The organism is Kitasatospora sp. NPDC058063 (assembly GCF_042885395.1).
Lineage (GTDB): Bacteria > Actinomycetota > Actinomycetes > Streptomycetales > Streptomycetaceae > Kitasatospora > Kitasatospora lactacystinica.
Window position 1 is genome coordinate 29,201 of the sequence record NZ_JBHVSD010000002.1, and the last position, 26,373, is coordinate 55,573.

At 72.8% G+C, this 26,373-nt stretch carries 22 protein-coding genes and 1 pseudogene; 15 read left to right on the plus strand and 8 right to left on the minus strand.

Annotated features, from left to right (window positions below; translation table 11 throughout):
• Window positions 1-5: 5 nt before the first annotated feature.
• On the minus strand, window positions 6-200 hold the full coding sequence (locus tag ACFVUY_RS03875; protein WP_387727108.1) for a DUF397 domain-containing protein: 195 nt from the start codon (window positions 198-200) through the stop codon (window positions 6-8).
• On the minus strand, window positions 193-1,056 hold the full coding sequence (locus ACFVUY_RS03880; protein ID WP_387727110.1) for a helix-turn-helix domain-containing protein: 864 nt from the start codon (window positions 1,054-1,056) through the stop codon (window positions 193-195). The genes ACFVUY_RS03875 and ACFVUY_RS03880 overlap by 8 nt, the downstream gene beginning before the upstream one ends.
• Window positions 1,057-1,373: 317 nt before the next feature.
• On the opposite strand from ACFVUY_RS03880, the gene ACFVUY_RS03885 reads away from it, so the two are divergent.
• Window positions 1,374-1,736: an ATP-binding protein gene (locus ACFVUY_RS03885; protein ID WP_387727112.1), complete on the plus strand. Its 363-nt coding sequence runs from the start codon at window positions 1,374-1,376 to the stop codon at window positions 1,734-1,736.
• Window positions 1,733-2,056: a hypothetical protein gene (locus tag ACFVUY_RS03890; protein WP_387727114.1), complete on the plus strand. Its 324-nt coding sequence runs from the start codon at window positions 1,733-1,735 to the stop codon at window positions 2,054-2,056. The genes ACFVUY_RS03885 and ACFVUY_RS03890 overlap by 4 nt, the downstream gene beginning before the upstream one ends.
• A 62-nt stretch (window positions 2,057-2,118) precedes the next feature.
• Here the strand turns inward: ACFVUY_RS03890 and ACFVUY_RS03895 are convergent, their stop codons facing one another.
• Window positions 2,119-4,668 carry a DUF262 domain-containing protein gene (locus tag ACFVUY_RS03895; protein ID WP_387727116.1) on the minus strand — a complete coding sequence of 850 codons (2,550 nt, stop codon included), beginning with the start codon at window positions 4,666-4,668 and terminating at the stop codon, window positions 2,119-2,121.
• A 163-nt stretch (window positions 4,669-4,831) separates the two neighbouring features.
• Here ACFVUY_RS03895 and ACFVUY_RS03900 point away from each other — a divergent pair, with 163 nt between their 5' ends.
• From ACFVUY_RS03900 to ACFVUY_RS03910, 3 genes are read left to right on the plus strand one after another with little or no spacing between them, the layout of a single operon-like run.
• Window positions 4,832-5,101 carry a hypothetical protein gene (locus tag ACFVUY_RS03900; protein ID WP_387727118.1) on the plus strand — a complete coding sequence of 90 codons (270 nt, stop codon included), beginning with the start codon at window positions 4,832-4,834 and terminating at the stop codon, window positions 5,099-5,101.
• Window positions 5,094-5,687 (plus strand): DUF6879 family protein, encoded by a 594-nt coding sequence (locus ACFVUY_RS03905; RefSeq protein WP_387727120.1) that lies wholly within the window; start codon window positions 5,094-5,096, stop codon window positions 5,685-5,687. The genes ACFVUY_RS03900 and ACFVUY_RS03905 overlap by 8 nt, the downstream gene beginning before the upstream one ends.
• Before the next feature lie 3 nt (window positions 5,688-5,690).
• A complete protein-coding gene (locus tag ACFVUY_RS03910) occupies window positions 5,691-8,099 on the plus strand; it encodes an ATP-binding protein (protein WP_387727122.1) in 2,409 nt (802 codons plus the stop codon).
• 1 nt (window position 8,100) lies between these two features.
• On the opposite strand, the gene ACFVUY_RS03915 is transcribed toward ACFVUY_RS03910, so the two are convergent.
• Window positions 8,101-8,952 (minus strand): methionyl-tRNA formyltransferase, encoded by an 852-nt coding sequence (locus ACFVUY_RS03915; protein ID WP_387727124.1) that lies wholly within the window; start codon window positions 8,950-8,952, stop codon window positions 8,101-8,103.
• A 246-nt stretch (window positions 8,953-9,198) separates the two neighbouring features.
• Here ACFVUY_RS03915 and ACFVUY_RS03920 point away from each other — a divergent pair, with 246 nt between their 5' ends.
• The 5 genes from ACFVUY_RS03920 (at window position 9,199) to ACFVUY_RS03940 (ending at window position 17,697) form a co-directional block, all read left to right on the plus strand.
• A complete protein-coding gene (locus ACFVUY_RS03920; protein ID WP_387689892.1) occupies window positions 9,199-10,641 on the plus strand; it encodes a glyceraldehyde-3-phosphate dehydrogenase in 1,443 nt (480 codons plus the stop codon).
• 411 nt (window positions 10,642-11,052) lie between these two features.
• Window positions 11,053-11,586 carry a hypothetical protein gene (locus ACFVUY_RS03925; RefSeq protein WP_387727126.1) on the plus strand — a complete coding sequence of 178 codons (534 nt, stop codon included), beginning with the start codon at window positions 11,053-11,055 and terminating at the stop codon, window positions 11,584-11,586.
• A gap of 128 nt (window positions 11,587-11,714) precedes the next feature.
• Window positions 11,715-12,761 (plus strand): hypothetical protein, encoded by a 1,047-nt coding sequence (locus ACFVUY_RS03930; protein WP_387689873.1) that lies wholly within the window; start codon window positions 11,715-11,717, stop codon window positions 12,759-12,761.
• Window positions 12,762-12,868: 107 nt separating this feature from the next.
• Window positions 12,869-14,737 (plus strand): HSP90 family protein, encoded by a 1,869-nt coding sequence (locus tag ACFVUY_RS03935; RefSeq protein ID WP_387727128.1) that lies wholly within the window; start codon window positions 12,869-12,871, stop codon window positions 14,735-14,737.
• Entirely contained in the window at window positions 14,737-17,697 is a 2,961-nt protein-coding gene (locus ACFVUY_RS03940) for a hypothetical protein (protein WP_387727130.1), read from the plus strand. Before ACFVUY_RS03935 ends, ACFVUY_RS03940 begins: the two co-directional genes overlap by 1 nt.
• 168 nt (window positions 17,698-17,865) lie before the next feature.
• On the opposite strand, the gene ACFVUY_RS03945 is transcribed toward ACFVUY_RS03940, so the two are convergent.
• Entirely contained in the window at window positions 17,866-19,179 is a 1,314-nt protein-coding gene (locus tag ACFVUY_RS03945) for a carbohydrate-binding protein (RefSeq protein ID WP_387727132.1), read from the minus strand.
• A gap of 208 nt (window positions 19,180-19,387) precedes the next feature.
• Here ACFVUY_RS03945 and ACFVUY_RS03950 point away from each other — a divergent pair, with 208 nt between their 5' ends.
• Window positions 19,388-19,588: a hypothetical protein gene (locus ACFVUY_RS03950; protein ID WP_387727134.1), complete on the plus strand. Its 201-nt coding sequence runs from the start codon at window positions 19,388-19,390 to the stop codon at window positions 19,586-19,588.
• 18 nt (window positions 19,589-19,606) lie between these two features.
• Here the strand turns inward: ACFVUY_RS03950 and ACFVUY_RS03955 are convergent, their stop codons facing one another.
• Window positions 19,607-20,491 carry a LysR family transcriptional regulator gene (locus ACFVUY_RS03955; RefSeq protein WP_387689863.1) on the minus strand — a complete coding sequence of 295 codons (885 nt, stop codon included), beginning with the start codon at window positions 20,489-20,491 and terminating at the stop codon, window positions 19,607-19,609.
• Between the two features lie 131 nt (window positions 20,492-20,622).
• On the opposite strand from ACFVUY_RS03955, the gene ACFVUY_RS03960 reads away from it, so the two are divergent.
• From ACFVUY_RS03960 to ACFVUY_RS03975, 4 genes are all read left to right on the plus strand, one after another.
• Complete coding sequence (locus ACFVUY_RS03960) at window positions 20,623-21,558, plus strand: DMT family transporter (RefSeq protein ID WP_387727136.1); 936 nt, start codon at window positions 20,623-20,625, stop codon at window positions 21,556-21,558.
• A gap of 82 nt (window positions 21,559-21,640) precedes the next feature.
• On the plus strand, window positions 21,641-22,909 hold the full coding sequence (locus ACFVUY_RS03965; protein ID WP_387727775.1) for a sensor histidine kinase: 1,269 nt from the start codon (window positions 21,641-21,643) through the stop codon (window positions 22,907-22,909).
• Window positions 22,894-23,550: a response regulator transcription factor gene (locus tag ACFVUY_RS03970; protein WP_359897632.1), complete on the plus strand. Its 657-nt coding sequence runs from the start codon at window positions 22,894-22,896 to the stop codon at window positions 23,548-23,550. The genes ACFVUY_RS03965 and ACFVUY_RS03970 overlap by 16 nt, the downstream gene beginning before the upstream one ends.
• Before the next feature lie 68 nt (window positions 23,551-23,618).
• Complete coding sequence (locus ACFVUY_RS03975) at window positions 23,619-23,981, plus strand: hypothetical protein (RefSeq protein ID WP_387689857.1); 363 nt, start codon at window positions 23,619-23,621, stop codon at window positions 23,979-23,981.
• A 157-nt stretch (window positions 23,982-24,138) separates the two neighbouring features.
• Here the strand turns inward: ACFVUY_RS03975 and ACFVUY_RS03980 are convergent.
• Together ACFVUY_RS03980 and ACFVUY_RS03985 are read right to left on the minus strand one after the other, a co-directional pair.
• Window positions 24,139-25,176 (minus strand): annotated as a pseudogene (locus tag ACFVUY_RS03980) (glycosyltransferase family 4 protein); the annotation flags it as partial.
• Window positions 25,083-26,339 (minus strand): glycosyltransferase 87 family protein, encoded by a 1,257-nt coding sequence (locus ACFVUY_RS03985; RefSeq protein WP_387727138.1) that lies wholly within the window; start codon window positions 26,337-26,339, stop codon window positions 25,083-25,085. The pseudogene ACFVUY_RS03980 and the gene ACFVUY_RS03985, both read right to left, overlap by 94 nt.
• Between the last annotated feature and the right edge of the window lie 34 nt (window positions 26,340-26,373).

Here is a 26,373-nt window from a genome sequence, read left to right on the forward strand (position 1 = left end):
CTGAGTCAGTTGGCGAGCTGGTCGAACTCGCCGGCCTTGGCGGCTTGGAGGAACTTCGCGAACTTGGCGGGTGTGGTGCGGACGACTATGCCGGCGTCGTCGGACTCTCGGAGTTCCAGCAGCCCGTCGGTGGTGCGGACTTCGACGCAGTTGTCCGTTGCGCCGGAGTAGCTGGACTTCTGCCATTCGGAGCTAGCCATGCTTGTGTTCCATCTCTTCCTTGGCGGACTTGATCAACTCTCGGGAATCCTTCTCGGAGAGGGCCGTGGAGTCCATCTGCGAGATCAGGGCGCGGAACCTCGCAAGGTGGGCTGGCGCATCGAAGAGATGGATGCCGTGGCCATAGTCCATCTGTGCGGTGTCCAGTTCCGGGATCGGCCCCTCCGCGTAGGTGAAGTTCTCGCTGGGGCTCGGGACGACTCCAGCACTGAACGGCACCACTCGAATGGAGATGCTCGGGTGTTCCGAGTCTATGTCGAGGGCCTTGAGCTGGCTGGTGAGCACCTCAGGTCCGCCGAACTGCATGTGCAGGGCCGCCTGATGAACGAATGCCGTGTAGGGCGCTGCTCCCGAGCGAACCACTCGCTGTCGCTGCATGCGGAAGGCCGTCCTGAGGTCGATCTCGTGGTGCGGCAGCGGAGGGTAGGTCTGGGCGAACAGGGCTGATGCGTAGGCGCCGGTCTGGAGCAGGCCCGGGATGAGAGACGTCGAGTACGTGGTCAGCCGCCGTGCGCCGCCCTCAAGCTCGGCCACCTCAAGGAAGTCCGTTGCCAGGGTGTCCCGGTACTCCTCCCACCAGGTGCTCTTGCCTCGGTCCGTGATGATCTCGGCGAGTGCGTCGATCAGCGGCTGATTGACGCACATGCACGTCGCGGCGATTGTGTGAAGCCGCTCCACGCTGATGCCGATCTTTCCCGACTCCATCTGCGTCACCTGGGCCGGGTTCATCCCGACAGCGCGACCGAGCTGGCTGCCGCCGAAGCCGGCCTGCTCCCGCATTCTTCGCAGCTCTGCACCAAGCCGACGCTGGCGGAGTGTTGGGTTCGTGCGAGCCATGGTTCCTTCCAGGACTGTGGGTGACCCCAGTGTGCCGCGCTGCCGGAATGGCGGTCCATCTCGGGGCCCCCAATGCCACGTTAGAGGGAACATTCCAGATCCATGGAAAATTTCTCATGGAACCGCGATACCGTCGACTCAGGTTGATCGACGGATCGTCAGTAACGCCTGTGTTCTTGGCAGTAGGCGCCTTCTGCCCGCGCACCGCAGAGCAGCCACACGTGGCATCAACCAGCCCCGCCCTGGCCTGGCTCACGGCGACGTATCCGCCGTTTCCGTCTCTCCCCCCTCCACACCACCCCCTCACGGAGGTTCCCGTGTGTACCCGTAACACCCCCTCCCTCGCCCTCTCCCGCCAGTCCCTCCGGGACACCCTGATCCGCTACGGCTGGGACCCCGAGACCATCTTCAACGCCGAACTGGCCCTCATGGAGCTCCTGGTCAACGCCTGGCGGCACGGCGGCACCGCCTCTCCCGTCGTCTTCTACGCCCTGCTCGGCCGCACGCTTCGCGTCACCGTCTCGGACGAGAGCGACGCCCTCCCTGAGCAGCGGACCCCCGGCGACTTCGTCGAGACCGGCCGGGGCCTCCAGCTCGTCGCCGGCCTCACCCACCGTTGGGGCGTCGACCCGCAGAAGCGCGGCAAGACCGTCTGGTACGAGCTGGACTCGGTCTCGTGACCCTCGGACCCATCGCCCCCGACGAACCCCGGATGCGCGACTGCACCAGGCCCCAGATCACCGCCCTCCTCGGTGAACTGCACCGGCTCGGCCTCCCGCACGGACTCCTCTGGGGCTCCGCCTCTCCCGGCGAGACCATCCTCGACGGGCGCCTCCTGGTCGACTTCGGCAACGCGCCCGTGAGCACTCTGCTCAACCTCCTCCATCTCCTCCGCGACCTCGCAGGGGAGCGGGCGGGGACGAAGACGGGCACTGCCACGCTCGTGGCAGACCGCTCCGAGCCCGAGCGCCGAGGCCCGGCCGGCGGCATACCCGCCTGACGCCGCGCCGCTCGCGGCCGAGCCAAGTCCCCCAACTCGGCTCGGCGACGCGGCGATCCGACTCAGGCGCGCTGCGCCAGCTCCAGTGCGGCGGTGTGGATGAACCACTCCAGCACCGCGCAGATCTCCTTCGGGTGCTCGAAGAACACCTGGAGCGGGAAGGACGGACGCAGTTCCAGCTTTGCCTCCGCCAGTTCGATCCCGTCGATCTCGTTGAACCGGCGCAGCAGCTCCCGGCGCACCTCGGCGTCGTCGAACGGGCTACGGTCCTTCAGGTACTGGAAGACCACCTCCGCGGTCCCCGTCACGGGGTAGATCGCGAGCGGCCACAGCAGGTGCGGCTGGGAGGGGGTGCCGGTGTCGAGCATCGGGTAGCAGCTGGTCTCCTCGGCGCGGCCGTAGTCGAAGTAGCCTCCCTGCTGCTCCCAGAAGTACAGGGCTGCCATGACCGAAGCAGACGCCCCGCTGCTCTGGTTCTCGGTCAGTTGAGTGAGGAAGCGCTCCCTCGCCGCAGCGTTCTCAGCGTCGGGCAGTGCGTCGTGCAGCCGGTCCGCCGGGATGTCGCGGCCCAGCAGGGTCGCCAGTTCGGCGGCGGTCAACCGGCAGGAGCCATGGGCGCGGCCGAGCCCGTCGAACGGGACGCCTTCTTGTTCCAGGAGATCCCGAGGGGTCTCGGTCCGCTCGCTGTCGAGCCAGCGGAAGCCGGGGGAGACCCGCCCATCGGAGTTCAGGACCCGGTACGCCCCGATCACACCGGGCTTGGTGGCCAGGTGGTTGCCGACGCCGATCGCGTGTGTGCCGATCAGCTCGGCGACATCGCCGTACGACGTCCAGGTGCCGCTGGGCATCGCGACGAGCGCCGCACGCAGGTCCGCCCACCCCGACCACTCGTCGCCGATGGTCTTCACCGCCCCGATGGGAGCCGGCCACAGGCCGATCGCCCGTTCGGCGAGTCGGTCGGCGCGGGCCAGGATCTCCGCCTTGCCCCAGCGCTCGGCGGCGGCGATCTGCTGGTTCATCCGCAGCGCACTGGAGTCGAGGAGCTGCTGCTTCCGGTCGAACGGGTGATTGGAGAGCTTGGAGTTGTCGCCCGACAGCGTCAGGTTGCCGAGGGTGTGCACCAGCAGGTCGTGCAGCTCTTTCGGGCTCTGCCCGTCCTCCGTCTCCTCCGAGAGAAGGTCGAACCACGCCTGCGGTGGACGCTGTGGCAGCACGTGCTCGATCGTGAGCGAAGCCTTCTCGAAGTCCACCGGCTCGCTCGCCGCGTGGCTCTCCTCCAGTCGCCGCAGCACGTGGAAGCGCTGGTTGGAACGCCCGCTCCAGTAGAACGGCCTGGTGCGGATCGCCTCCCGCAGGTCCTCGTCCGAGGGCCACTTGCGGCGCCGGCCGGAGAGCAGCCGATGCACGGCCTCGGCGGGGGAACGGTCCGTCTCCAGTTCCCTGGGGGCCTCCATGAAGATGCGGTTCAGGTTGTTCGTCGGGACCTGGCAGATCATCCGACGGACCAGGTACGACTCGACGTAGCCCAGCGCCTCGGCTGCTTCCTCCGCCGTGGCCTGTCCGTCGTCGACGAGGTCGAGGAGGTGAAGCGCGAGCGGATAGTGCGTCTGGCCGCCCCACGCCCCCAGACGCTCCAGCGCGCCGCGCAGCGCGGCCGAACTCTCGAGCTCGGGCTTCAGGATGCGGTGCAGCCGTCTGCCGCGTTCGGCGAGCAGCTGGATCTCCTGCTGCAACGCCTCCTCGTCGTTCTTGAGGCCGTCCAGCCGCTTCTGCTGCTCCCGGTAGATCTCGCTCTGCTTGGCCTTGCTGTGCCCGCGCACCAGCAGGTCGAGCCAGACCAGGAGTTCGAGGTTCTTCGGCCCGAGCTCCTGCTGCATCGGCAGCCACAGTTCGTGGTAGACCCGCTCGCCGCGCTTCGGCAGCAGGCTGAAGACGTAGTTGCGCAGCAGGTCGCTCTGGCTGAGGCCGACGCCGGTGTTGTTGATCGACTCGAAGATCCGGTAGACGTTGTCGCCGGCCTGGGCGGTGATCTCGACGATCGAGAGCAGGCTCTTCAGGACGGTCTCGACGGCGGTGACCCATGTGCCGCCGTTCTCCTCCGTGCCCTGGGCGAGGACGCCGAGGAAGAACCGGTACGCCGTGCCGATGTTGCCCGCGTCACCGGCCTTGGGGGAGGAACCAACACACGCCGTGTACGCGTCCCGGTCGGCCTGGGTCGGCAGCAGGCGGTAGTGGTCGAGCCCCTCGTGGAACTCGTTGACCAGGAACTGCCGGTGCACCCGGTCGGCAGCCGTCGCCGCCCCGGAGCTCTTGTGGTGGTCACGCAGAGCGGTGAAGGCGAGCATCAGCGTGGTGAGCCGCTGCTGACCGTCGACCACCAGCCAGCGCTGCACCCCGCCGGCCTGGATGTGGCCGGGCGCGAGGACGACCGAGCCGAGGAAGTGTGCAGTCGGAGAGGCACCGTCGAGATGTTGCTCCACCAGCTCGGACACGTCGTCCCAGAGCTGCTGAAGCTGCGCACGCTCCCAGCTGTACGTCCGCTGGTAGAGCGGCACCTGGAACTGTTTCTCGCCCTGCACCAGGTTGAGGAACGTGATCTCCTGCGCCCGCATGACTCCCCTTCGTTCGGTCGTGCACGGAGCTGCGCCTCCGGCACTGGCGGACAGCGTACGGGCGCGGTGTGATGGTAGGGGTGGCGAGGGCCGTCATTGACTCGGAGTCGGGCCGGTTTGTACGGTGTGTAGCCGACAGCTCACGCGGCCTTACGGAGGCAGGATGAGTCAGCCCTGGGATGCGGACCCTGATGCCGGGTTGATCCGGCGCCTCGGCAGGTCGCCGGCCGAACTGGGCACTACGGGCGGCCGGGACGGCTGCCCCGACGTCTGGGAACTCGACAACGGCGACATCGCGGTCATCGGACGGGACCTGACCGCTGCCTACCGGGCCGGCCTCCCGCAGGACGTGGTGGTCGGCGAGGGCGAGCGCCTCGTGGTCATCCCTCGGATCACGTTCCTCTCCGCGAAGGAAGACCTGCCGGATGCGTGACCTTCTCGGGGACGTTCCAGGTGACCGGCTGTCCCTCGCCGAGTACAAGGCCGACTTTCGCCGGAGGGACTTCGCGGTCGACGGCCATGACTCATGGAAGCTGGAGCGACGGCAGGACTTCCAGGAACCTGAGGATGCCAGTTGGCGTGCCTACCTTGGTGGAGACCGGGTCAAGGCGTGGGAGCTGATCGAGGCCAGGCGTGATGACCTGCTCAGACTTTCCCGTCTGGCGGCCGACCACGCCTGCCGGCTGCTGCGCGTGCGCGTTGTCGAGCGCCCGCTGACGCCCTATCTGGAGTGGGAGCTGCAACTTCTGCGGGTGCGCGCCGAGTGCGGGGAGCTGATCCGTGTGGTCGGCCCCGAGCTGATCGCTCCGTACGAGCTCGACGGGCCGCTCCCCGAGCTCATCACCCTTGGGCCCGACACCGTTTACGACATCTCGTACGACGCTGTCGGCCTCGCCGACGGCGCAACACGTTGCATCGACCACTCGGCTCGGGAGCGGGTCGCGGAGTTCATCGCCACCCTGTACGACCAGGGTGAGGACATCGCGACCTTCATGGCCCGGCAGCCGGTGGAGTTCTGAGGAGTGGAGCAGGAGGTACCCGAGGCGTTCCCCACCAGCACCAGGTCTTCGCTTTCGGGGTCGTCCGCCGGTAACGTCGTGCAGGCCCGGGACATCCGGGGACCGGTCCACTTCCACGCCGCGCAGTCGTCCGAGGCCCGCCATGGCGAACCTGTTCCCTGGCAACTGCCCACGGACGTACGAGGGTTCGTCAACCGGACCGCGGAGCAGGAAGCCATGGACCGCCTGCTGGTCGAACAGCAACCCGTGGCCCAGGTACTCGTGCTCACCGGCACCGCCGGGGTCGGCAAGACCTCGTTGGCCCTGCACTGGGCGCACGCCGTCCGCGCGCAGTTCCCGGACGGGCAGCTGTACGCGAACCTGCGTGGCTACGACCCACAGGAGCCCGTGGCGCCCGCGCAGGTGCTGGAACGCTTCCTGCGCGCGCTCGGCGTGCCGGCGGCAGCGATCCCGACCGACCCGGAAGCCATGGCCTCGACCTACCGGTCCCTGGTGGCCGGTCGCCGGATGCTGATCGTGCTCGACAACGCCTCGCGGGCGGCACAGGTCCGCCCACTGCTACCCGGTGTTCCGGGATGCCTGGTGGTGGTGACGAGTCGGCACCGCCTCTCGGGCCTCGGCGTGCGGGAGGGAGCCCGGCACCTGACCCTGGAGGTGTTGGCAGAGCATGATGCCGTCGAGCTTCTGCGCGCGGTCACAGCAGAATATCGAAGTGGCGACGACCCGGACGAGCTCGCGCAGTTGGCGCGGCTCTGCGCCCGCCTCCCACTGGCTCTGCGCATCGCGGCCGAGCGCGCGGCCGGCCGGCCGCGGATGCTGCTGAACGATCTGATCCAGGACCTGCGCGACGAGTCGAGCCTGTGGGACGCGCTGTCCAGCGAGGACGAAGAGGAGTCGGAGGCGGTTCGTTCGGTCTTCGCCTGGTCGTACCGGGCACTGCCCGCCGATGCCGCACGGCTCTTCCGCATGCTCGGCCTCCATCCCACCGGTGAGTTCAGTACTGCGGCTGCCGCGGCGTTGGTTGCCGGCAGCATCCGGCAGACCGGCCGCCTGCTCGACGGGCTCGTCGCGAGCCACATGGTCGAGCAGACCGCCCCTGACCGGTACCGGTTCCACGACCTGCTGCGTGCCTACGCCATCGACCAGGCACGCCACGAGCAGGAGTCGGAGGAGAGCGAGCGGGCGGTCCGGCGGGTGCTGGACTGGTACCTGCACGCGGCTGACGCAGCCCAGGTACGAGTTGCTCCGCATGAGCCCCGCGTGTCGCTGTCCCCGCTCGACCCCCAGGTGGAGCCCGCTGCCTTCGGCGACGTGGCTGCCGCGATGCGGTGGTTCGAGACGGAACGCGAGAACCTCACGGCGGCAACGCGAACCGCGGCCGCCCTCGGCCTGGACGAACATGTCTGGCAGCTCGCCGTCGTCCTCCGTGCCTTCCACATGCAGCGCAACACCTTCCAGGACTGGTTCGCCACCTCGCGTCTGGGCCTGGAGGCCGCACGGCGCTGCGATGACCGGCGCGCGCAGGCGGAGCTACACGAAAGCCTGGGCATGGCCTTCACCCAGTCCAGCCGGTTCGATCAGGCCGGCGAGCAATACGAGGCGGCACTGGCCATCCGCAGTGAACTCGAAGATCCCGCCGGGGAGGCGCTGACCCTCAACGGACTCGGCCTGCTGCGACTGCGGCAACACCGACTGCCCGGCGCACAGGATGCGTTCGAGAGGGCTCGGGCGCTGTTCCAGGGTCTGGGCGACGCCTATTGGGAGCCGCGGATGACGGTCAACCTCGCCCAGGTCCAGGCGGAACTCGGCAGGCTCGCCGAAGCGGAGCGCTTGGTTCGTGCAGGCTTGGAGTCGTTCCGAGGGGTGGGTGACCGTTGGGCCGAAGGCAACGCCATGTGCATCCTCAGCGTGATCCAGCTCGAAGACGATCGGACCGGCGAGGCACTGGAGAGCGCCCAGGGCGCGGTCGACCTCGCGGTGGATCTCGACAGTGCCGTCGCAGAGGGGCACTGGTTGACGCAGCTCGGGAACGTCCAATGCGCTGCGGGTCGTTCCGCCGATGCCCTCGACTCCTATCAGCGTGCCGCCGTCCTGCAGCGAAGCCTCGGGGACCGCGGCCGCGAAGCGCTCGCATGGGACGGTGCGGGCCGGGCCTACCTCGCACTCGGCCGGGCCCAGGAGGCGGCCGAGTTCCACCGCCGTGCCGTTGCCGTGCATCGTGAGCTGGGCGACCGGTGGCAATGGGCGGTGGCCCTCTGCCACCTCGCCGAGGCGGCGGAGGCCATGGGCGAGGTAGCGGATGCGGTGCGGGAGCACCGGCGTGAGGCGCTGGACCTGCTAGACGACTTCACCGATCCGGGTGCGCTGCGCCTGCGCGACCGGTTGACGGATGACCTGGATGAGGGCGTCTGAGTCAGCTCGCGGGAAGCCAGACATCCCGCGCTGGGACCGGGGCTGACTCCACGATCCACAGCGGGCCGTCCGCGCACTCCATGCGCGTACCGTCACCCGGCTCGGTACGGGACTTGAGGACGGCCACCCACCGGCCGTCGACGACGGCCAGCGGACCGGGAACGGGGAACAGTCCGAACCGGAAGGAGCGGACGAGGTCGTGGACGTCGCGGCGGCTCGTCGACCAGTCGATGACCGCGTTCTGCGGTCCCATCACGCTCTCGTAGCTCGCCCCTTCCCGGCCCTGCTCGGTGCCCGCGTGGCCGGCCGCCGCCAAATCCAGTGCTTCCGCCAGCAGTTCGCGGGAAAGTGCCTGGATCTCCGCGAACACGCTGTCGCCGTCCAGGTCGTCCGGAAGCTCGACCCCTCCGCGCTGGACGAGGATCCGCCCGGTGTCGAAGGACTCGTCCATCCAGTGGATCGTCACGCCGGTCTCGGGGTCGCCGTGGCGGACCGCCCAGTGGATCGGCATCGGGCCGCGATGGCGTGGCAGCAGGGAGGGGTGGACGTTCAGCACACCGAGGCGCGGAACGCGCAGCACCTCGGCCGGTAGCTTCCACGGGAACCCGCTGCAGACCACCAGGTCCGGCCGGTAGCCGGCCAGCGCTCGGGCCAGGCCGTCGGTGTTCTGTGGCAGCAGGAGATCGACGCCCGGTGGCAGTTGCCCTAGGGCATCGCCGACCACCGCTTCCGCCGCCGATGCCGCACACACGTAGGCAACGAGTTCATGGCCAGCCGCTGCGCACGGGGCGTGGAGCTCCGCGAACCCCTCCGCTCCGTAGGACATGAGGGCGATCCGCAAGCGGTTCTGCACCGTGGCTCCTGGAGGCTCCGTGAACCAAATCGACCGGGGTGAGTCTACCGGTGCACGTTACGGAGGCCGTGAGGGCGTTTGTGGAACGTCGGACCGAGGGTGGCGGTGATCACCTTCGGGGGTGGGGCGGGGGTGAACGTGCAGGTCGGGGGCTCGGGTGGGGAGGGTGGGGGAGGGACCGGCGGTCGGGGCGCGGGCGGGCGAAGCTACCATGTGGGCAACACCCTCAGCTCGAAAGATGGACTTGTGACTGTCAACGACGACGTGTTCACGGACTGGAAGAACCGCGAGGAGATCGCGGAGTCGATGATCCCGATCATCGGGCGGCTGCACCGGGAGAGGGACGTCACCGTTCTGCTCCACAGCCGTTCCCTGGTGAACAAGTCGGTGGTCAGCATCCTCAAGACGCATCGCTTCGCCCGGCAGATAGCCGGCGAGGAGCTCTCGGTCACCGAGACGATGCCGTTCCTGGAGGCACTGACCGCCCTGGACCTCGGCCCCTCGCAGATCGACCTCGGCATGCTCGCCGCGACGTACAAGGCGGACGACCGCGGCCTGTCGGTGGCGGAGTTCACCGCCCAGGCCGTCGTCGGTGCCACCGGCGAGAACAAGCTGGAGCGCCGGTCCGGGCAGGACGTCGTGCTGTACGGGTTCGGCCGCATCGGCCGGCTGGTCGCCCGCCTGCTGGTCGAGAAGGCCTCGGGCAACGGCCTGCGGCTGAAGGCCATCGTCGTGCGCAACAGCGGCGGCGACGACCTGGTCAAGCGCGCCTCGCTGCTGCGCCGTGACTCCATCCACGGCCAGTTCCAGGGCACGATCACCGTCGACGAGGCGAACAACAAGATCATCGCCAACGGCAACGAGATCACGGTGATCTACTCCGACGACCCGACCACGGTCGACTACACGGAGTACGGGATCAAGGACGCGATCCTGATCGACAACACCGGCCGCTGGCGCGACCGCGAGGGCCTGTCGAAGCACCTGCGCCCCGGTATCGCCAAGGTCGTGCTGACCGCGCCGGGCAAGGGCGACGTCCCGAACATCGTGCACGGCGTGAACCACGACACGATCAAGCCGGACGAGCAGATCCTGTCCTGCGCCTCCTGCACCACCAACGCCATCGTCCCGCCGCTGAAGGCGATGGAGGACGAGTACGGCGTGGTCCGCGGCCACGTGGAGACCGTCCACTCGTTCACCAACGACCAGAACCTGCTGGACAACTACCACAAGGCCGACCGCCGCGGCCGCTCGGCGCCGCTGAACATGGTGATCACCGAGACCGGTGCCGCCTCGGCCGTCGCCAAGGCCCTCCCGGACCTCGAGGCGAAGATCACCGGCAGCTCGATCCGCGTCCCGGTGCCGGACGTCTCCATCGCGATCCTCAACCTCCAGCTCAAGCGGGAGACCAACCGCGAGGACGTCCTGGAGTACCTGCGGAACGTCTCGCTGACCTCGCCGCTGAAGCGCCAGATCGACTTCACCGACTCGCCCGACGCCGTCTCCAGCGACTTCATCGGCTCGCGCCACGCGTCGATCGTGGACGCCGGCGCGACCAAGGTCGAGGGCGACAACGCGATCCTCTACCTGTGGTACGACAACGAGTTCGGCTACTCGTGCCAGGTGATCCGGGTCGTCCAGTACATCTCGGGCGTCGAGTACCCGACCTTCCCGGTTCCGGCGGTCTGATCCACCGGTAGGGCAGGACGACACAGCGGTACGACGAGCAGCACGACGGGGCGGTGACCGACAGGTCGCCGCCCCGTCGGCGTTCGCGGGCAGGGCGGTCGCTATCTTGAGGGATCACTGACAGGTCTAGGGAGGGCGACGGGGATGAGTGGTCGGCGAGTGCTTGCCGCGGTGGCGGCGGCGGGGGTACTGACGGGCGTGCTGGCCGGGTGCTCCTCCGGGGGGTCGAAGGGGGTCGGTGGGGCGGCGGCCGCGGGTTCGTCCGCTTCGGGCCCGGCGGCGGCGTCGACGGGTACGGCCGGGGCGTCCGCGTCCGCGGCTGCGCCCGCTCCCGCGCCGAGCGGGTCGGACGCCGGGACACCCGGGGCGGGTTCGGCGCCCGCCTCCGCACCGGCCCCGGCCGCGGTGGAGGTGCCGCGCGGGGACCTGGAGGTGGCGCTGCTGGACGACAAGGTGGTCGGGCAGGTGCTGCCGGACGGCAAGGCGATGGCCGGCTGGGAGGAGGAGAAGCGGAAGGTCGACACGGCCGACCACAAGGTCACCTGCACCGGTGCCGCCGCCGCCTCCTGCGCCGGGAAGCCGCTCAGCGGGTCGGTCCGGTTCTCCTCGGGGGACGTGGTCGTCCGCTTCCTGGTGGACACCCTGCCCAGCCGGGACGCGGCGGCGCAGCGGCTGAAGGAGAGCTACGCCTCGTACGCCGCCGGGCCGTTCAAGAAGATCGACACCCCGGTGCTGGGCAGCGAGAGCCAGACCTTCCAGGGGCCGCTGGCCGAGGGCGAGGGCGTCGGCATCGTGGTGCGCTCGGGCACCGTGGTGGCGAGCGTGACCAGCGAGGGCGGTCCGGTGGACGTGGCCGCGACGCGGAAGTTCGCGGTGATGCTGGTCAAGCGGATCGAGCAGGCCCAGGCCGGGAAGGCGCCGGACGCCGGGCCGGGCGTGGGCTGAGGGACCTCTCCCCGCACGGGCGGGGCGCTGGGCTGGGGAAACGGATGTCGGTCGACCGTGATATGTACCTTCTCGTGGCCATAGTGCGGCCATGCGAAAGATACTGATGACGTTCGAGGGGGCCAGACATGCCGCTGTTCCGACGCCGCTCCGGCGGGGAGGGCGCGGAGGACCGGGCCGAGCGGCGCGGGTTCGGGTTCGGCTTCGGCCGACGGGGAGCCGGATCGGCCGCGCCGGCCGGTGCTGCCGAGCCGCGGCTCGACCCGGCGTACGGGGACGAGTCGGTGCGTCTGGCGCTCCGCCAGGCCGCCGACGGGGACTGGGCCGCGCTGCGCCCCGCGCTCGCCGCCGCCGAGGGCGAGGACCTGACCTTCCTGGTCGGGGCGATAGCCGACGTGCCCCGGGTCGAGCAGTGGACGTCCCGCGCGCTGGCCGACACCCCGGACGACACGCTGCTGCTGTTGCTGTCCGGTGCCCGGCACATCGACTGGGGCTGGGAGGCCCGGACGGGCGCCCGGGCCAAGGACGTCACCGAGGAGCGGTGGAAGGTGTTCCACGAGCGGCTGGAGGTCGCCGAGGAGCAACTGCTGGAGGTCGCCGAGCGCGAGCCGTCCTGGCACGCCCCCTGGCGGTTCCTGCAGACCAGCGCCCTCGGGGCCTCGCTCGGCCCGGAGGTCGCCACCAGCCGCTTCGAGGCCGCGGTGCGCCGGGCGCCCGGGAACTCCGCCTCGCACTGGGTCAGGCTGCAGCAGCTGAGCGCCAAGTGGGGCGGTTCGCACGAGGAGATGCACGAGTTCGCCCGCTCCGTGATGCTCGCCGCCCCGGAGGGCAGCCGCCTCGGTGAGCTGGTCGCGGTCGCGCACCTGGAGCACTGGCTGGCCCTCCCGGACGGCGAGGACGGCGCCTACCTGACCAGTCCGGCCGTGGTGGCCGGGCTGCAGGAGGCGGCCTTCCGGTCCGTCCTGCACCCGGCCTTCGTGCCGGCGCGCGGCTGGCAGGGCGCCTTCAACACCTTCGCGATGGCCTTCTCCCTCGCCGACCAGCCGAAGACCGCGCGCCTGCTGTTCGAGGCGCTGGACGGCTTCGTGACCGAATCGCCCTGGCACTACCTGTCGGGCAATCCGGTCAAGGCCTTCCGCGCCCACCGCGACCGCTGCACCTCGTACTGGCGCTGAGGCGTACCGGTGCCGCCCGGCGCCGACCGGTGCCGGTGCCGGTACCGACCCGCACCCGCATCCGCACCCCACCACCGTCATCCACCCCGCGATCGAAAGAGCCTCCGGTGTCCCCTACCGACAACCCGACGAGTGCGCACACCTTCCAGGTGGACCTGCGCGGTCTGGTGGACCTGCTCTCCCACCACCTCTACTCCAGCCCGCGGGTCTACCTGCGCGAGCTGCTGCAGAACGCGGTGGACGCGATCTCCGCCCGCCGCGCCCTCGACCCGGAGGCGCCGGCCAGGATCACCGTCCGCGCCGACGACGAGCTGTCCGTCACCGACACCGGCGTCGGCCTGACGGAGAAGGACGTCCACACCTTCCTCGCCACCATCGGCCGCAGCTCCAAGCGCGACGCCGACGGCCGGTTCGACGGCGCCGGGCTGGCCAAGGCCCGCGGCGATTTCATCGGCCAGTTCGGCATCGGCCTGCTCGCCTGCTTCGTGGTCGCCGACGAGATCACCGTGGTCACCCGCTCCGCCGCCACCCCGGACGCCCCGGTGATCGAGTGGCGCGGCAGCTCCGACGGCAGCTACACCATCCGCACGCTGCCCGCCTCGGCCAAGCCCGAGCCGGGCACCACCGTCACGCTGGCCCCGCGCGCCGACGCCGCCGAGTGGACCCGCCCCGGCCGGGTCCTCACCCTCGCCCGGGACTTCGGCAGCCTGCTGCGCCACGACGTCACGGTGATCGACGCCGCCGGCACCGAGCACCGGGTCAACCGCACCCCGCCGTGGGCCGAGCGCCACGCCTCCCCGCTGGCCAGGCGCGACGCGCTCACCGAGTACTGCCGCGCCGCCTTCGACTTCACCCCGCTCGACACCATCGAGCTGGACCTGCCGCTGGTCGGCCTGCGCGGCGTCGCGTACGTGCTGCCGGACGCCGCCCCGCCCTCGCGCCGCAACGGCCACCGGGTGCACCTCAAGGGCATGCTGCTCTCCGACCAGGCCGACGAACTGCTGCCGGACTGGGCCTTCTTCGTCCGCTGCGTCGTCGACACCGACGGGCTGCGCCCGACCGCCTCCCGCGAGGGCCTGTACGCCGACGAGACGCTGGCTGCCGTCCGGGACGCGCTCGGCGCCCGGATCCGCGACTGGCTGACCGGCCTGTCCGCGAGCGACCCGGCGCTGCTGCACCGCTTCCTGTCCGTCCACCACCTGGCCGTCAAGGAACTCGCCCGCTACGACGACGAGTTGCTGCGGATGATGCTTCCCTGGCTGCCGTTCGAGACCACCGACGGCAACGTCACCCTGGACGAGTTCGCCCGCAGCCACCCGACGGTGCTGGTGACCCGTACGGTCGAGGAGTTCCGCCAGGTCGCCCCGATCGCCGCCGCGGCCGGGCTCGGCGTGGTCAACGGCGGCTACACCTACGACCACGACCTGGTCCACCGGCTGCCCGAGATCCGGCCCGGCGTCTCGGTCTCCGACCTCGACCCGGGCACCGTCACCGCGCACCTGGACACCGTGGACCCGGCCGTCGAGCTGGCCGCCAACGCCTTCCTGGCGATCGCCCGCGAGGTCGTCGGCCGGTTCGACTGCGACGTCGCGCTGCGCAGTTTCCACCCGACCAACGCGCCCGCCCTGCTGCTCGACAACCGGGAGGCCCGGCACGAGCGCACCAGGGCCCAGCTCGCCGACGAGGCCGACGGGCTGTGGGCGGACATCCTCGGCTCGCTGCGCGCCGAGGTGCCCCGCGCCCAACTGGTGCTCAACCACCTCAACCCGCTGGTGCGCCGCGCCGCCACCGTCACCAGCCGCGAGCTGGCCGTCACCGCCGTCGAGGCGCTGTACGGGCAGGCCGTGCTGATGACCCGCCGCCCGCTCAAGGCCAGCGAGTCCGCCCTGCTCAACCGCTCGTTCATCAGCCTGCTGGACCACGCCATGCTCGGCCACGAGGCGGCGGGCACCCCCGAAGGCGACAAGGAGGCGTGATGCTGGACACCCCCGACGCGGTGATGGCCGCGCTGCGCGAGAACGACGCCCGCCCGTACGGCCGGACCAGGACCGTCACGGCCGAGGAACTCGTCGACGCCGCCGAGCAGTTCGAGGACACCGGGATTCGCTCGATGGCCCTGCTGGAGCTGATGGAGGCCTACGAGTACGACGGCGAGCGCAGCAAGAGCCCGGTCGTCTTCGCCCGCATCCTCAAGCTCTGGGACACCGACCCGGACGGCTTCGGCGAATGGGCCCGGCGCCAGGTGCTCTGGCGCTTCAAGTGGGTCGCCGACGCGCTCAAGGACACCCCGGACGTCCCGCTCGCGGCGGTCCGGCGCTGGCACACCGAGCTGCGCGACCGCTACCGCACGGCCGGCCACGACCTCCAGCCGTACTACGCCCAGCGCTACCACCTGGCCGTGCAGACCGGCATCGACGTGCAGGACGCCTACGAGCTGTGGGCGGCCCGCCCGCGCTCCGAGCTGAGCGACTGCCACGCCTGCGAGACCCGCGCCCGCGCCCGGCACTTCATCGCCGCTGGGGACGACGCCCGGGCGCTGGAGGTGATCGCCCCGGTGCTGGACGGCCGCAGCGGCTGCGAGCAGGAGCCCTACCTCAGCCAGGCCACCGCCCTGCTCGCGCAGCTGCGCCGGGGCCGGTTGGACGAGGCCCGCTCCGGCCACCTCTCCGGCTACCGCTACGCCCGGGGCAAGGCCTCGATGCTGAACGCCGTCGGCCTGCACATCGAGTTCTGCGCGCTGTCCGGCAACGAGCCGCGCGGCCTGGAGCTGCTCGCCGAGAACCGGGACCTGTTCGCGGTCACCGGCGAACCCGCCGCCCGGCTGGGCTTCCTGACCGGCGTCGAGGTGCTGGTCGCCCTGCTCGCCCGGGCCGGCCACGGCGAACTCGCGGTCAGCGGCCCGGCGGGCGCCACCTGGACGGTGGACTCCCTGCTGGCCCACGTTCGCACCGAGGCCGACGCGCTGGCCGCACGCTTCGACGCCCGCAACGGCACCGGCGCGGTCGGCGCCGAGCGGCGCGCCCGGCTGGCCGTCGAGCCGCTGCTCGCCGAGCCGCTGGCACTGGGTGTGCGGGCCGTGGCCGCGCCGGGGCTGTCCGACGCCCCGGCCGTCGCGCCCGCGCCGCGCCGGACGGTCGAGCCGGAGCCGGAGGACTTCACCGCCCTGGTGCTGCGGGCCCGCGAGCTGGAGGTGCTCGGCCACCCGGACGCCGACCGGCTGTGGAAGCGGGTCGCCGAGCGCGCCGGGGCCGCGGACTTCGTCCACCCGCGGAGCGCCGGGCTGGGCGGCCCCGAGCGGCTGCGCGCCGAACTCGCCGAGCAGCGCGCCCACGAGGCGCTCCAGCGGGACGCGTACGCCGAGGGCAAGGCCGGGCTGCTGGCCGCCGCCGAGCTGTTCGAGCAGGCGGGACTGGCCGGGTCGGCGCTGATGTGCCGTGCCCGGACCCTCATCGCGGACCTGGACGACGAGAGCGACGGCGGCGAGGGTCGCAGCGCGGACGCGGATGCGGACAGCGGGCACAGCGGCCGGCGGGCCGACTGGGCGGCGCTCGACGCGGCGCTGGCGCGGGCCGAGGAACTGCGCGCCGGCGGCGAACTGACCGACGACGACTACCTGATCGTGCTGCAGACCCGCGCCTACGCCGCCCACCACGACCTGGTCGAGACGCTGCCCGAGCCCGCCGACGAGGTGGCCGAGCGCTTCGAGGCGGTCGTCGGGGCCTACCGGCGCACGGCCGTGGAGCTCGGCTCCGAGCGGCGGGCTGCCACCTCCCGGCAGTACACCGCCGACGCCGCCGCCCGGAAGGGCCTGCTGGCCGAGTCGGAGGCCGAACTGCGCGAAGTGCTGGCCCAGTTGGACGCCGCCGAGCTGCCCTGGCACACCCCGAGGGTGCTCGGCCTGCTGGGCCAGGTGCTGCTGCAGGGCCGCGAGCCGGGCCAGGCGGTCGAGGTGTTCCACCGGGCGCTGGCCGAGGCCGTGCGCTGGGGCGACGACTCCTACCCGTACGCGCCGACGTACATGATGCTCGGCCACGGCTGCCTCCAGGCGGGGGACCTCGGCGGTGCCGTCCGCGCGCTGTCGGAGGCGGCCGCGCGCTACGACCGCAAGGGCGCCGAGGCGGTCGAGGAGGCCGCCCGGGTGCGCATGCAGCTGGCCGACGTGCTGCGCGACACCGGGCGGGCGGCGGACGCGGTGGCCGTGCTGGAGTCGGTGCTGCTGGACGCGTCGGCGGCCCGGCTGGACGTGCGGATGCTCGCCCAGGCCCGGCTGGACCTCGCCCGGGGGCTGTCCGAGCTGGAGGAGCACCGGGACGCCGCCGAGGAGTACCTGCGGCTGGCCGACCTGGTGGCCGGCTGGGAGGACCAGGAGACCCACACCATGGTCGCCTGCGAGGCCACCCTGGCGCTCGCCCGGGCGGAGCGCCGGGACGTCGCCGAGGCGGCGCTGGCCCGCGCCCGCGAGGCGCACGGCAAGGCCCCGCAGGTGGACCAGCTGGCGGCCACCCTGCGGGAGCTGGCCCGGATGACGATGCGGGAGCAGGGCGCCGAGGGGCTGGCGGCGGCGCTCGCCCTGCTGGCCGAGGCGGACGCGGTCGGAGAGGCGGCCGAACAGGCCGGCGAGGAGTACAACTCCTGGTACCTGCGCGGTGGTTCGCACTACGAGCGGGCGCGCTCGCTGGCCGTCGCAGGGCGGTACGAGGAGGCGCTGGCCGAGGCCGAGCGGGCCGTCCCGGAGTACGAGGCGGGCGGCGAGCTGGCCGAGTCGCCGCGGGCGGAGTCGGTCCGGCTGGCCGCGCTGATCGAGGGCAGCGATCTCGGTCGCACCGAGGCAGCGGTGGCCCGGCTGACCGCCGGCATCGCGCGCTGCGAGGCGGCCGGGCTGTCGGAGGCGGCGGAGGTGCTGGTGGAGCTGCGGGAGCGGTTCGCCGGGGAGTGACCTGCGCTGTGCCCGTGACTTGCGTGTGCCCGTGACTTGCGCGGTGCCCGTGACCTGCGCGGTGCCCCGCCGAGGCCCCGCATCCCGCTGAGGCCCGTGCCCCTCCGGTGACGGCGGGGCACGGGCCTCAGCGGGATGCGGCCTCCCCGCCGCACCGGGGTGGTTCGCTCAGCAGGGCCCGTCGTCGGCCCAGACGCCCCACTGGCCGGCGGCGCTCGGCACCTCGTTCAGCGTCCACCACTTGGCGTGGTAGTTGTGCCCGTTGTACGAGACCTTGGCGCCGCCGGTGTACGTGGTGCTCGCGCTCCACGCCGGGGCGGTGCAACTGCCGGGGGTGGTCGGAGGAGTCGTGGGCGGGGTGGTCGGCGGCGTCGTGGGTGGCGTGGTGGGTGGGGTCGCCCCGGCGAACTTCACCGTGTACTTGGTGAAGTCCCAGTCGTTCTGCGCCACGCTGGAGCAGGAGCCGGACAGCCCCGGGTCGACATTGCCCGCGCACTGGCGGTCCCGGTTGACCGACCAGTAGGTGTACCGGGCCAGGCCGTGCGCGGTGGCGAAGTCCAGCACGGTCTGGAAGTCGGACTGGTGGAAGTACTCGGCGGCGTCGGTGCGGCCGTTCATCATCGACACGCCCTCGTGAGCGTACGCGGTGGCCTCGTTCCAGCCGAAGGTGCTCTGCAGGATCTGGTTGAACTTCACCAGCGCGTCGGTCTGCGCCGCGGCGCCGCTGAAGCCGCCGTCGAACGGCATGATCGAGTAGTTGTCCGGCGTGAAGCCCTGCGACTTGGCCTCGTTGAGCATCTGGGTGCCGAACCAGCCGGTGCCCGCGTTGGTGCCCGCGGTGGTGATCGAGACGTACAGGCCGGGGTTGTTCTGCTGGAGGATCCGGGCCGCGCCGATCTCGTTGTGGATGGCCGCGGTGTTCTCGTACTCCGGCTCCTCCAGGTCGAAGTCGATCGCCTTGAGGCCGTACTTGGTGATCACCTTCTGGTAGCCGGCGGCGGTCGCCTCGGGGGTGCCGCAGACCTGGCCCAGCTTGGTGCCGCCGTACCCGCCGACCGACACCGAGACGTCCCCGCCCTTGCCGCGCACGGTCTGGATGACGCTCGGCATGGTGGTGTCGGTGTCGATCGAGGAGGTGCCGCCCCAGGCGGGCGAACAGCTGTTGCCCTGGGCCAGGATGAACGCCAGCTGGAAGGCCCTCTGGCCGGTGGCGTCCATGACGGCGGCGGCGTCCGGCGGGCTGTTGTCCTCGGGCATCAGGTACGGCGCCGAGGCGTACCAGTTGCTGCCGAGCCCTCCGGCGGCGGTGGTGCCGGCGGTGTCCGCGGAGGCGGAGCCGGTGCCGGCCAGGGCGGCGACGCCGCCGGCGACCAGGCCGAGCGCGGCGGCCACGGCGAGCGCGGCGCGGCGCCCGGGGGCGGGGCGACGGGCGGGGCGAGGTGCGGTGTGCCGGTGGGAATGCGGGGGAAGAGCGCGTTCCATCGGAAGCCTTTCCAGGAAACGGCAGTGGGGGAGGCCGGCCTGGTCGCGCCGGGTGTGGGGGTGGCGCGGCGGCCGAACGGACCGTCGGCGGCGGGTGGTTGCCGAAGGTCCTCATTGGTATAGACCTGTGGGGAAGGGGGGTCAACCCCAAAAGGGTCAAGCCCGACTGCGCCGGTGGCGGGCGTACGTCCACCGTCCCGAGCGCCGGTTGTGGGAGGACTGCGCGGAGCGCGACCTGTACTGGTTCTGCTGCGGTTGCCCGTGGGACGACCGGGACCTGCTGGAGGCGGTGATGCTCGCGCTGTCGCCCCGGCACGCCCGTCAACTGCGCGCCGTCGTCGCCCGGTTCGTCGCCCGGTGGGACCAGCCCCCCGGACCGCCCTGGCTGCCGCCGGACGGATGGAGCTGAGCGCCCGGCGCCGGGGGCTCAGGCCCCGACGGCGGTGTCCGCGCCCACCCCCGCCAGCAGTCCGCTGACCGCGGGGGCCCACGGGCGGCCGGTCGGCCCGGTCAGCGACAGCGTCCGGTGGACGGCGGGCCGGATCGGGACCAGCACGCAGTCGGCCGGGAGCATGGTCAGTGCCAGTGCGGGCATCACCGAGACCCCGACGCCCGCGTGCACCATGCCGATCAGGGTGTTCAGGTCGCGGATGCGGTGCCGGGGCGTGAAGCGGGTACCGGCCCGCCGGTAGGCCTCGCGGATGTGGCGCTCGCAGCCGCCCTCCGAGAGCAGGAAGTCGTCGTCCTCCAACTCGGCCACGTGGACGGTCGGCTGGTCGGCGAGCGGATGGTCGCGGCGCAGCAGTGCGTGCATCGAGTCGGCGCCGAGCGCGACCGCCCCGGGCGGCAGCGGACCGGCGTCCACCAGCACGGCGGCGTCGACCGTGCCCGCCTCCAGCCAGGCCGCCAGCTCCTCGTCCTCGCCCTCGAAGACCCGGACGGTCAGCTGCGGGTGGGCCGCCCGCCAGTCCTTCAGCAGTCCGGGCAGCAGTGCCTGGCAGACGGTGGTGGGCGCCGCCAGCCGTACGGTGCCGGTCAGGCCGCCGCGGTGCCGGGTGGCGATCGTGCGGACGGCGGCGGCCGAGGCGACGGCCGTCCGGGCGTGCGGGAGGATCTGCTCGCCGAGCGGGGTGGGGCGGCACGGGCTGCCGCGCCGCAGCACGGGCGCGCCGAGGTTGCGCTCCAGCGCGGCGACGGCGTGCGAGACGGCGGACTGGCTGATGCCCAGCTCGTCGGCGGCCGCGCCGAAGCCGCCGGTGTCGGCCACCGCGACCAATGCCCTGAGCTGGGCCAGGTTGACGTCCGAGGTCATGAGACTTCCTCATCATGGGTGCGCTGCCACTTGTTGGACTCATGGTCCGGTGCCGGGCCACGCTCTGTCCAGCTGATGGCACGGCCACAGTCACAGTCACGGACACGGACACGGACAAGGAGGTGGTGGAGGTGCGGCGCTGGCTGCCGGGCTTCGTGGCCCTGTCGGCGATCTGGGGCGCGAGCTTCGCCCTGATCAAGGTCGCGGTCGACGCGGGGGTGCCGCCGCTCTGGGTGGCGCTGTGGCGCTGCCTGCTGGGCGCGGCCGCGCTGTGGGCGATCCTCGTGGTGCGCGGCGAGCGGGCCCCGCGCGACCGGGTGCTGTGGGGCCACTCGGCGGTGGTGGCGGTGCTGCTCAACGCGGTGCCGTTCACCCTCTTCCCGTTCGGCGAGACCAGGGTCAGCTCGGTGCTCGCCGGAGTGATGAACGCGGCCACCCCGCTGTTCACCCTGCTGTTCGCGGTGCTGGCCGTCCCCGGGGAGCGCCGCCCGGGCGCCCGCCGACTGGCCGGCCTCGGGCTCGGCTTCCTCGGCGTGCTCACCGTGCTCGGGGTCTGGCGCGGCCTCGGCACCGGGGCGACCGCCGGCGCGCTGGCCTGCCTGGCCGCTGCCTGCTGCTACGGCGCCGGCTTCGCCTATCTGCGCCGCTTCCTGTCCGGCCGCCCGGAGTCGGTGACCACCCTCTCCGCGCTCCAGATCGCCTGCGCCGCCGCCGAGTTGGCGCTGGTCGCGCCGCTCGCCGCAGGCGCTCCGCACTGGCCCGGGGCGGGCCCGGCGCTCGCCCTGCTGGTGCTCGGCGTGGCCGGCACCGGCCTGGCGTACCTGCTCAACCTGGCCCTGGTCCGCGGCGCGGGGGCGACGGTGGCCTCCGCCGTCACGTACGTGATGCCGCTCTGGTCGACGGCGCTGGGCGCGGCCTTCCTGCACGAGCCGGTGGGCTGGAACGCGCTGGTCGGCGGCGCGCTGGTGATCGCTGCCGTCGCGCTGGCCCGGCCGCGCCCGGCCCCGGTGGCGGCCGAGGGCGAGGCCCCGGCGGAGGACCCGAAGGGCCGTCAGCCGGTCGGTTAGGGTGGACCGGGTGAGCGAGGTCAGCGAAGGCGGGGGCGGAGGCGGCGAAGGGGGCCGCGAGGCGGATCCGCAGCCGACGGCCGTGGGCGAGGCGCTGCGGGCGCACCCGCTGCGCTTCCCGTTCACCCGCTGGGTGCCGCGCTGCTGGGCGTACCTGCTGGGCAGTGCGCTGCTCGGGCCGGTGCTGCTGGTGGTCCTCGTGGTGCTGCTGGTGCTCGGCCTGGGCCTGGGGGCGATCGGCGTCGGGATCCCGCTGCTGGTCGCCCTGGTGCTCGCCGGCATTCCGACCGCCACCGCGGCCCGGTGGCGGCTGCGGCTGGTGGAGCCGGTCCCGCTGCCCGACCCGCACCGCAGCCTGCCCGGGGCGGGCCGCCGGGCCCGCATCCGTACCCGGCTGCGCGAGCGGGCCACCTGGCGCGAACTCGCCCATGCCGCACTCGCCTCGACGGTGCTGGCCGCCGCCGCGCTCGGCTTCACCGCGCTGCTGGTGCTCTCCGGCCTGTACGTGCTCTCCCCGCTGGTGGTCTGGGCGCTCGCGCCGGAGACCGTGATGCTGATCCCCGGGCACGCCGTCCCCGGGCCGCTCGCCGCCCTGCCGTTCACCGCCGCCGGACTGGCCGGCCTGCTGCTCTGCGCGTACGCCGGGGCGCTGCTGACCGCCGCCGAGGTCGCGCTGGCCCGCTTCCTGCTCGCCCCCCGGGAGGACGACCTCGGTCGCCAGGTGCTCGAACTCACCCGTTCCCGGGCCAGGTTGGCCGATGCCTTCGAGGCCGAGCGGCGCCGGATCGAGCGCGACCTGCACGACGGGGCGCAGCAGCAGCTGGTCGCGCTCAGCATGACCCTCGGGCTCGCCGAGTACGAGCTGCGCGACCGGCAGGGCCGGGCGGCGGACCTCGTCACCCGGGCGCGCGGCGAGGCCCGGCAGGCGTTGGAGCAGCTGCGCGGACTGGTGCGCGGCATCCACCCGCAGGTGCTCACCGACCACGGGCTCGCCGCCGCCGTCGCCGAGGTCGCGCTGCGTCACCCGATCCCGGTGGCCGCCGACATCGAGCTCCCGGAGCGGCTGCACCCGGCCGTGGAGACCACCGCCTACTTCACCGTCACCGAGGCGCTCACCAACGCCGCCAAGCACAGCGGCGCCACCGCGATCACCGTCCGCGGGCGGGTCGCGGGCGGCCGGCTGGTCGTCCAGGTGACCGACGACGGCCGCGGCGGGGCGGACCCGGCCGCCGGGGCCGGACTGGCGGGACTCGCCGACCGGGTGGCACTGCTGAGAGGACGGCTGATGGTGACGAGCCCGACGGGCGGCCCGACGACGCTGCGGCTGGAGGTCCCGTGCTCCGGGTCGTGATCGCCGAGGACGCGGTGCTGCTGCGCGCCGGACTGGTCGAACTCCTCGCCCTGGGCGGCCACCGGGTGACCGCCGCCGTCGGCGACGCCGAGGCGCTGGCCGCGGCCGTCGACGCCGAACGGCCGGACATTGTGGTCACCGACGTCCGGATGCCCCCCGACCACACCGACGAGGGCCTGCGCGCCGCCCTCGCCCTGCGCGAGCGCCACCCCGGCCTGCCCGTCCTGGTCCTGTCCCAGTACGTGGCCACCCCGTACGCGACCCGGCTGCTGGCCGCCGCCGGTGCTCAACCGGCCGGTCTGGGCTACCTGTTGAAGGACCGGGTCGGTGACGTCGCGGACTTCCTGGACGCGCTGCGGCGGGTCGCGGACGGGGAGACGGTGATCGACCCCGACGTGGTCCGGGTGCTGCTGCGCGGCCGGTCGGGCGACCGCCCGCTGGCCCGCCTCACCCCGCGCGAGCGCGAGGTGCTCGCGCTGCTGGCCGAGGGCCTCAACAACCAGGCCGTGGCCGCCCGGTTGAGCATCACCGAGGCCTCGGTGGTGAAGCACTGCGGGAACATCTTCATGAAGCTGGACCTGGACCCGACCGAGGGCAACCGGCGGGTGCTCGCGGTGCTGGCGCACCTGCGCGGCGAGTGACCGGAGCGCGCGCCGGACGGCAATTCACCCACTTGTCACAGGGGTTGTGCGGCCGGAACGATGGCGTCATGGAGAGGACACGGGAACCGCAGAGCGCAATCGTCAACCGGCTGCTCAAGGGCGAGGCGACCAGGGAGGACACCACGACGGCGCAGACCAACTTCCTGCTGTGGCTGCGGCAGGAGTGGGCCGGGGACGGCGACCGGGCGCTGGCGGCCTGCCAGGACACGCTGACGGCGGCCGGGGGTGAGGAGTGGCAGGCCATGCCGGAGCGTGATCTGTCCGCCCACGTCTGGCTGTTCAGCTTCTCCTGCCCGAGCCGCGACGACCTGCCGGGCCAGGCGAGGAACTGGGTGACGGCGGTCCGCGCCAACGGCGGGGCGCCCGCCATCGCCCGACTGGTCAGGCACCTGCGGGGGCAGGCGGAGTGACCGGTCCGGCCGGAGCCTCCTGGGCGGACGGAGGCCCGGGAACGGCCGGAGCGACTGGAGGGACCAGAGCGGCCGAGGCGGCCGGGGGACGGGGAACGGCCGGAACGGCCTGAACAGCCGGAGCGGCCGGGGCGCCCGGGCCCGGCAGCGGCGAAACGGGGTCCAGCAACTCCGTGAGCCGCCGCGCCGAGGCCTCCCAGGTCCAGTGCTCCTCGACCCAGCGCCGCCCCGCCGCCCCCATCCGGGCCCGCTCGGCGGGCGGGGCCAGCAGGAGGCGGGTCAGGGCGGCGGCCACCTCGGCGGGATCGCGGCCGTCGACGACCGTGCCGGTGACGCCGTCCAGGACGGTGTCCGGGGCGCCGCCGGAGCGGCCGGCCACCACCGGGAGGCCGGCCGCGGCCGCCTCCAGGAAGACGATCCCCAGGCCCTCGGCCTCCAGGCCCAGCCGCCGGGTGCGGCACGGCATCGCGAAGACGTCCGCGCCGGCGTAGTGGACGGCCGTCCCGGCGTGGTCCAGGCCGCCGGTGAACACCACGCTGCCCGGCTCGGTCAGCCGGCCGGCCAGGCCCCGCAGCCGGTCCTCGTCCGGGCCCCGGCCGACCAGCACCAGCGTGGTCCCGGGCACGGCCCGGCGGATCGCGGGCAGCGCGCGGATCAGCGTGTCCTGCCCCTTGCGCGGGACCAGCCGCGCCACGCAGAGGACCACCGGGGCGGCGGCCGGCACCGCGGCGGTGCCGGCCGGCCGGAAGACCGACGGGTCGACCCCCGGCACCAGGCGCACCAGCCGGGCGTCCGGTCCGAGCGCGGGAGCGATCCGGGTGCGGGTGTAGGCCCCGAGGAAGGTCACCGCGTCCGTGCTGCGGCCGATCCGGCGCAGCAGGCCGCGGGCGCCCGGGGTGCGGGCCCACCAGATCTCGTGTCCGTGCGTGGTGGCGACCGTGCGGCGGATGCCGGGCGCCAGCAGCCGCAGGCCGGGCGTCATCGCGGCGAGCGGGGCGGCGGCGCCGAACCAGACCCGGTCGCAGCCGTGGGCGCGGGCTATCGCGGCGGCCCGGCGGGTGGCCCGCGGGGTCGGCAGCAGGGTGCGGGCGCGGTCGCGGATCACCGGGTAGGGGAGAGCGGCGTCGTGGCGCTCCGCGCCGGGTTCGGCCGAGGTGTAGACCACGACGTCGTGGTCGGGGACGCGGTCGGCCATGGCCCGGACGAAGGTTTCGATGCCGCCCTGGCGCGGTGGGAAGTCATTGGTGACGACGAGGGTGGTGCCCATGGCAGGCCTTTCGGAACGGAGAGCGGAACGGAGACCGGAACGGCGACTGGAACGGAGGACGAGCGGGAGAGCAGAACGAGGACGAGCGGCAGCGCGAGGTAGCCGAACCGCCCGGCGGGTGCCAGCAGGAAGGCCGCGGTCAGCCCGAGGGCCAGCCGGTGCGCCGCCGCGGGTGCGGTGCGGGGCGGTCGGAGGAGCAAGGACGCCCCGACGGCGAGCCCGGCGAGCAGCAGCAGGCCGACGGCGGCGTACCAGCCGGGTGGGCCGAGATCGGCGAGCAGCCGTCCGGGCAGCGGGCTGGCGGCCGGGGTGGGCAGCCGGCCGCGCCCGGTGGGGAAGGCGAACACCTGCTCCACCAGCGGCCCGGGCGCGCGCAGCGCCACCGGCAGCACGGCCACCGCCGCCACGCCCACCGCGACGGCCGCCCCGCGCACCGCCGCCCGCCGTCCGGCCGTGGCCGCCAGCAGGGCCGTCACCACGGCGAGCGCGGGCCAGGCCGTCCACTTCAGCGAGCAGGTCGCGGCCAGCGCCAACCCGGCCGCCACCGGCCGCCGTTCGGCGGCGCGGACCAGGGCGAGCCAGCAGAGGCCGATGAGCGGCAGGTCGACCCCGCTGACGCAGAGCGGCAGCGCGACCACCGGTGAGGCGGTGAGCGCGGCGGCGCCGAGCCGGCGCCCGGCGGGCACCGTCCGCAGCACGCAGACCAGGAACACCGCCGCACACCAGAGCCGGGCGTCGCCCAGCGGTGACCCGCCCAGCGGCGAGTCGTCCAGCACCGCCCGGGGCAGGCCCAGCAGGGCCATGCCGGGAAGGTACGGGGTGTACTGCGCGACGGACGCCGGCTCGGCCAGGTACGGCGTGCCGGTGTGCAGCAGCAGCGACCCGGAGCGCTCGATCACCCCGACCTCGCTCTGCCCCCGCCCGGCCGGCACCAGCACGAGCAGCGGCACCAGCACCGCCCCGACGGCGGCGACCGCCACCGACACCTCACGCCCGTACCGCCGCACCAGCGCCACGGCGAGCGCCGCCGACAGGTACCCGCAGGCCGCGAAGGTCCCCCAACTCCGGTGCGGCCCGAGCCCGGACAGCACCGGAAACGCCCCCGCCCACCCGGCCGCCACCAGC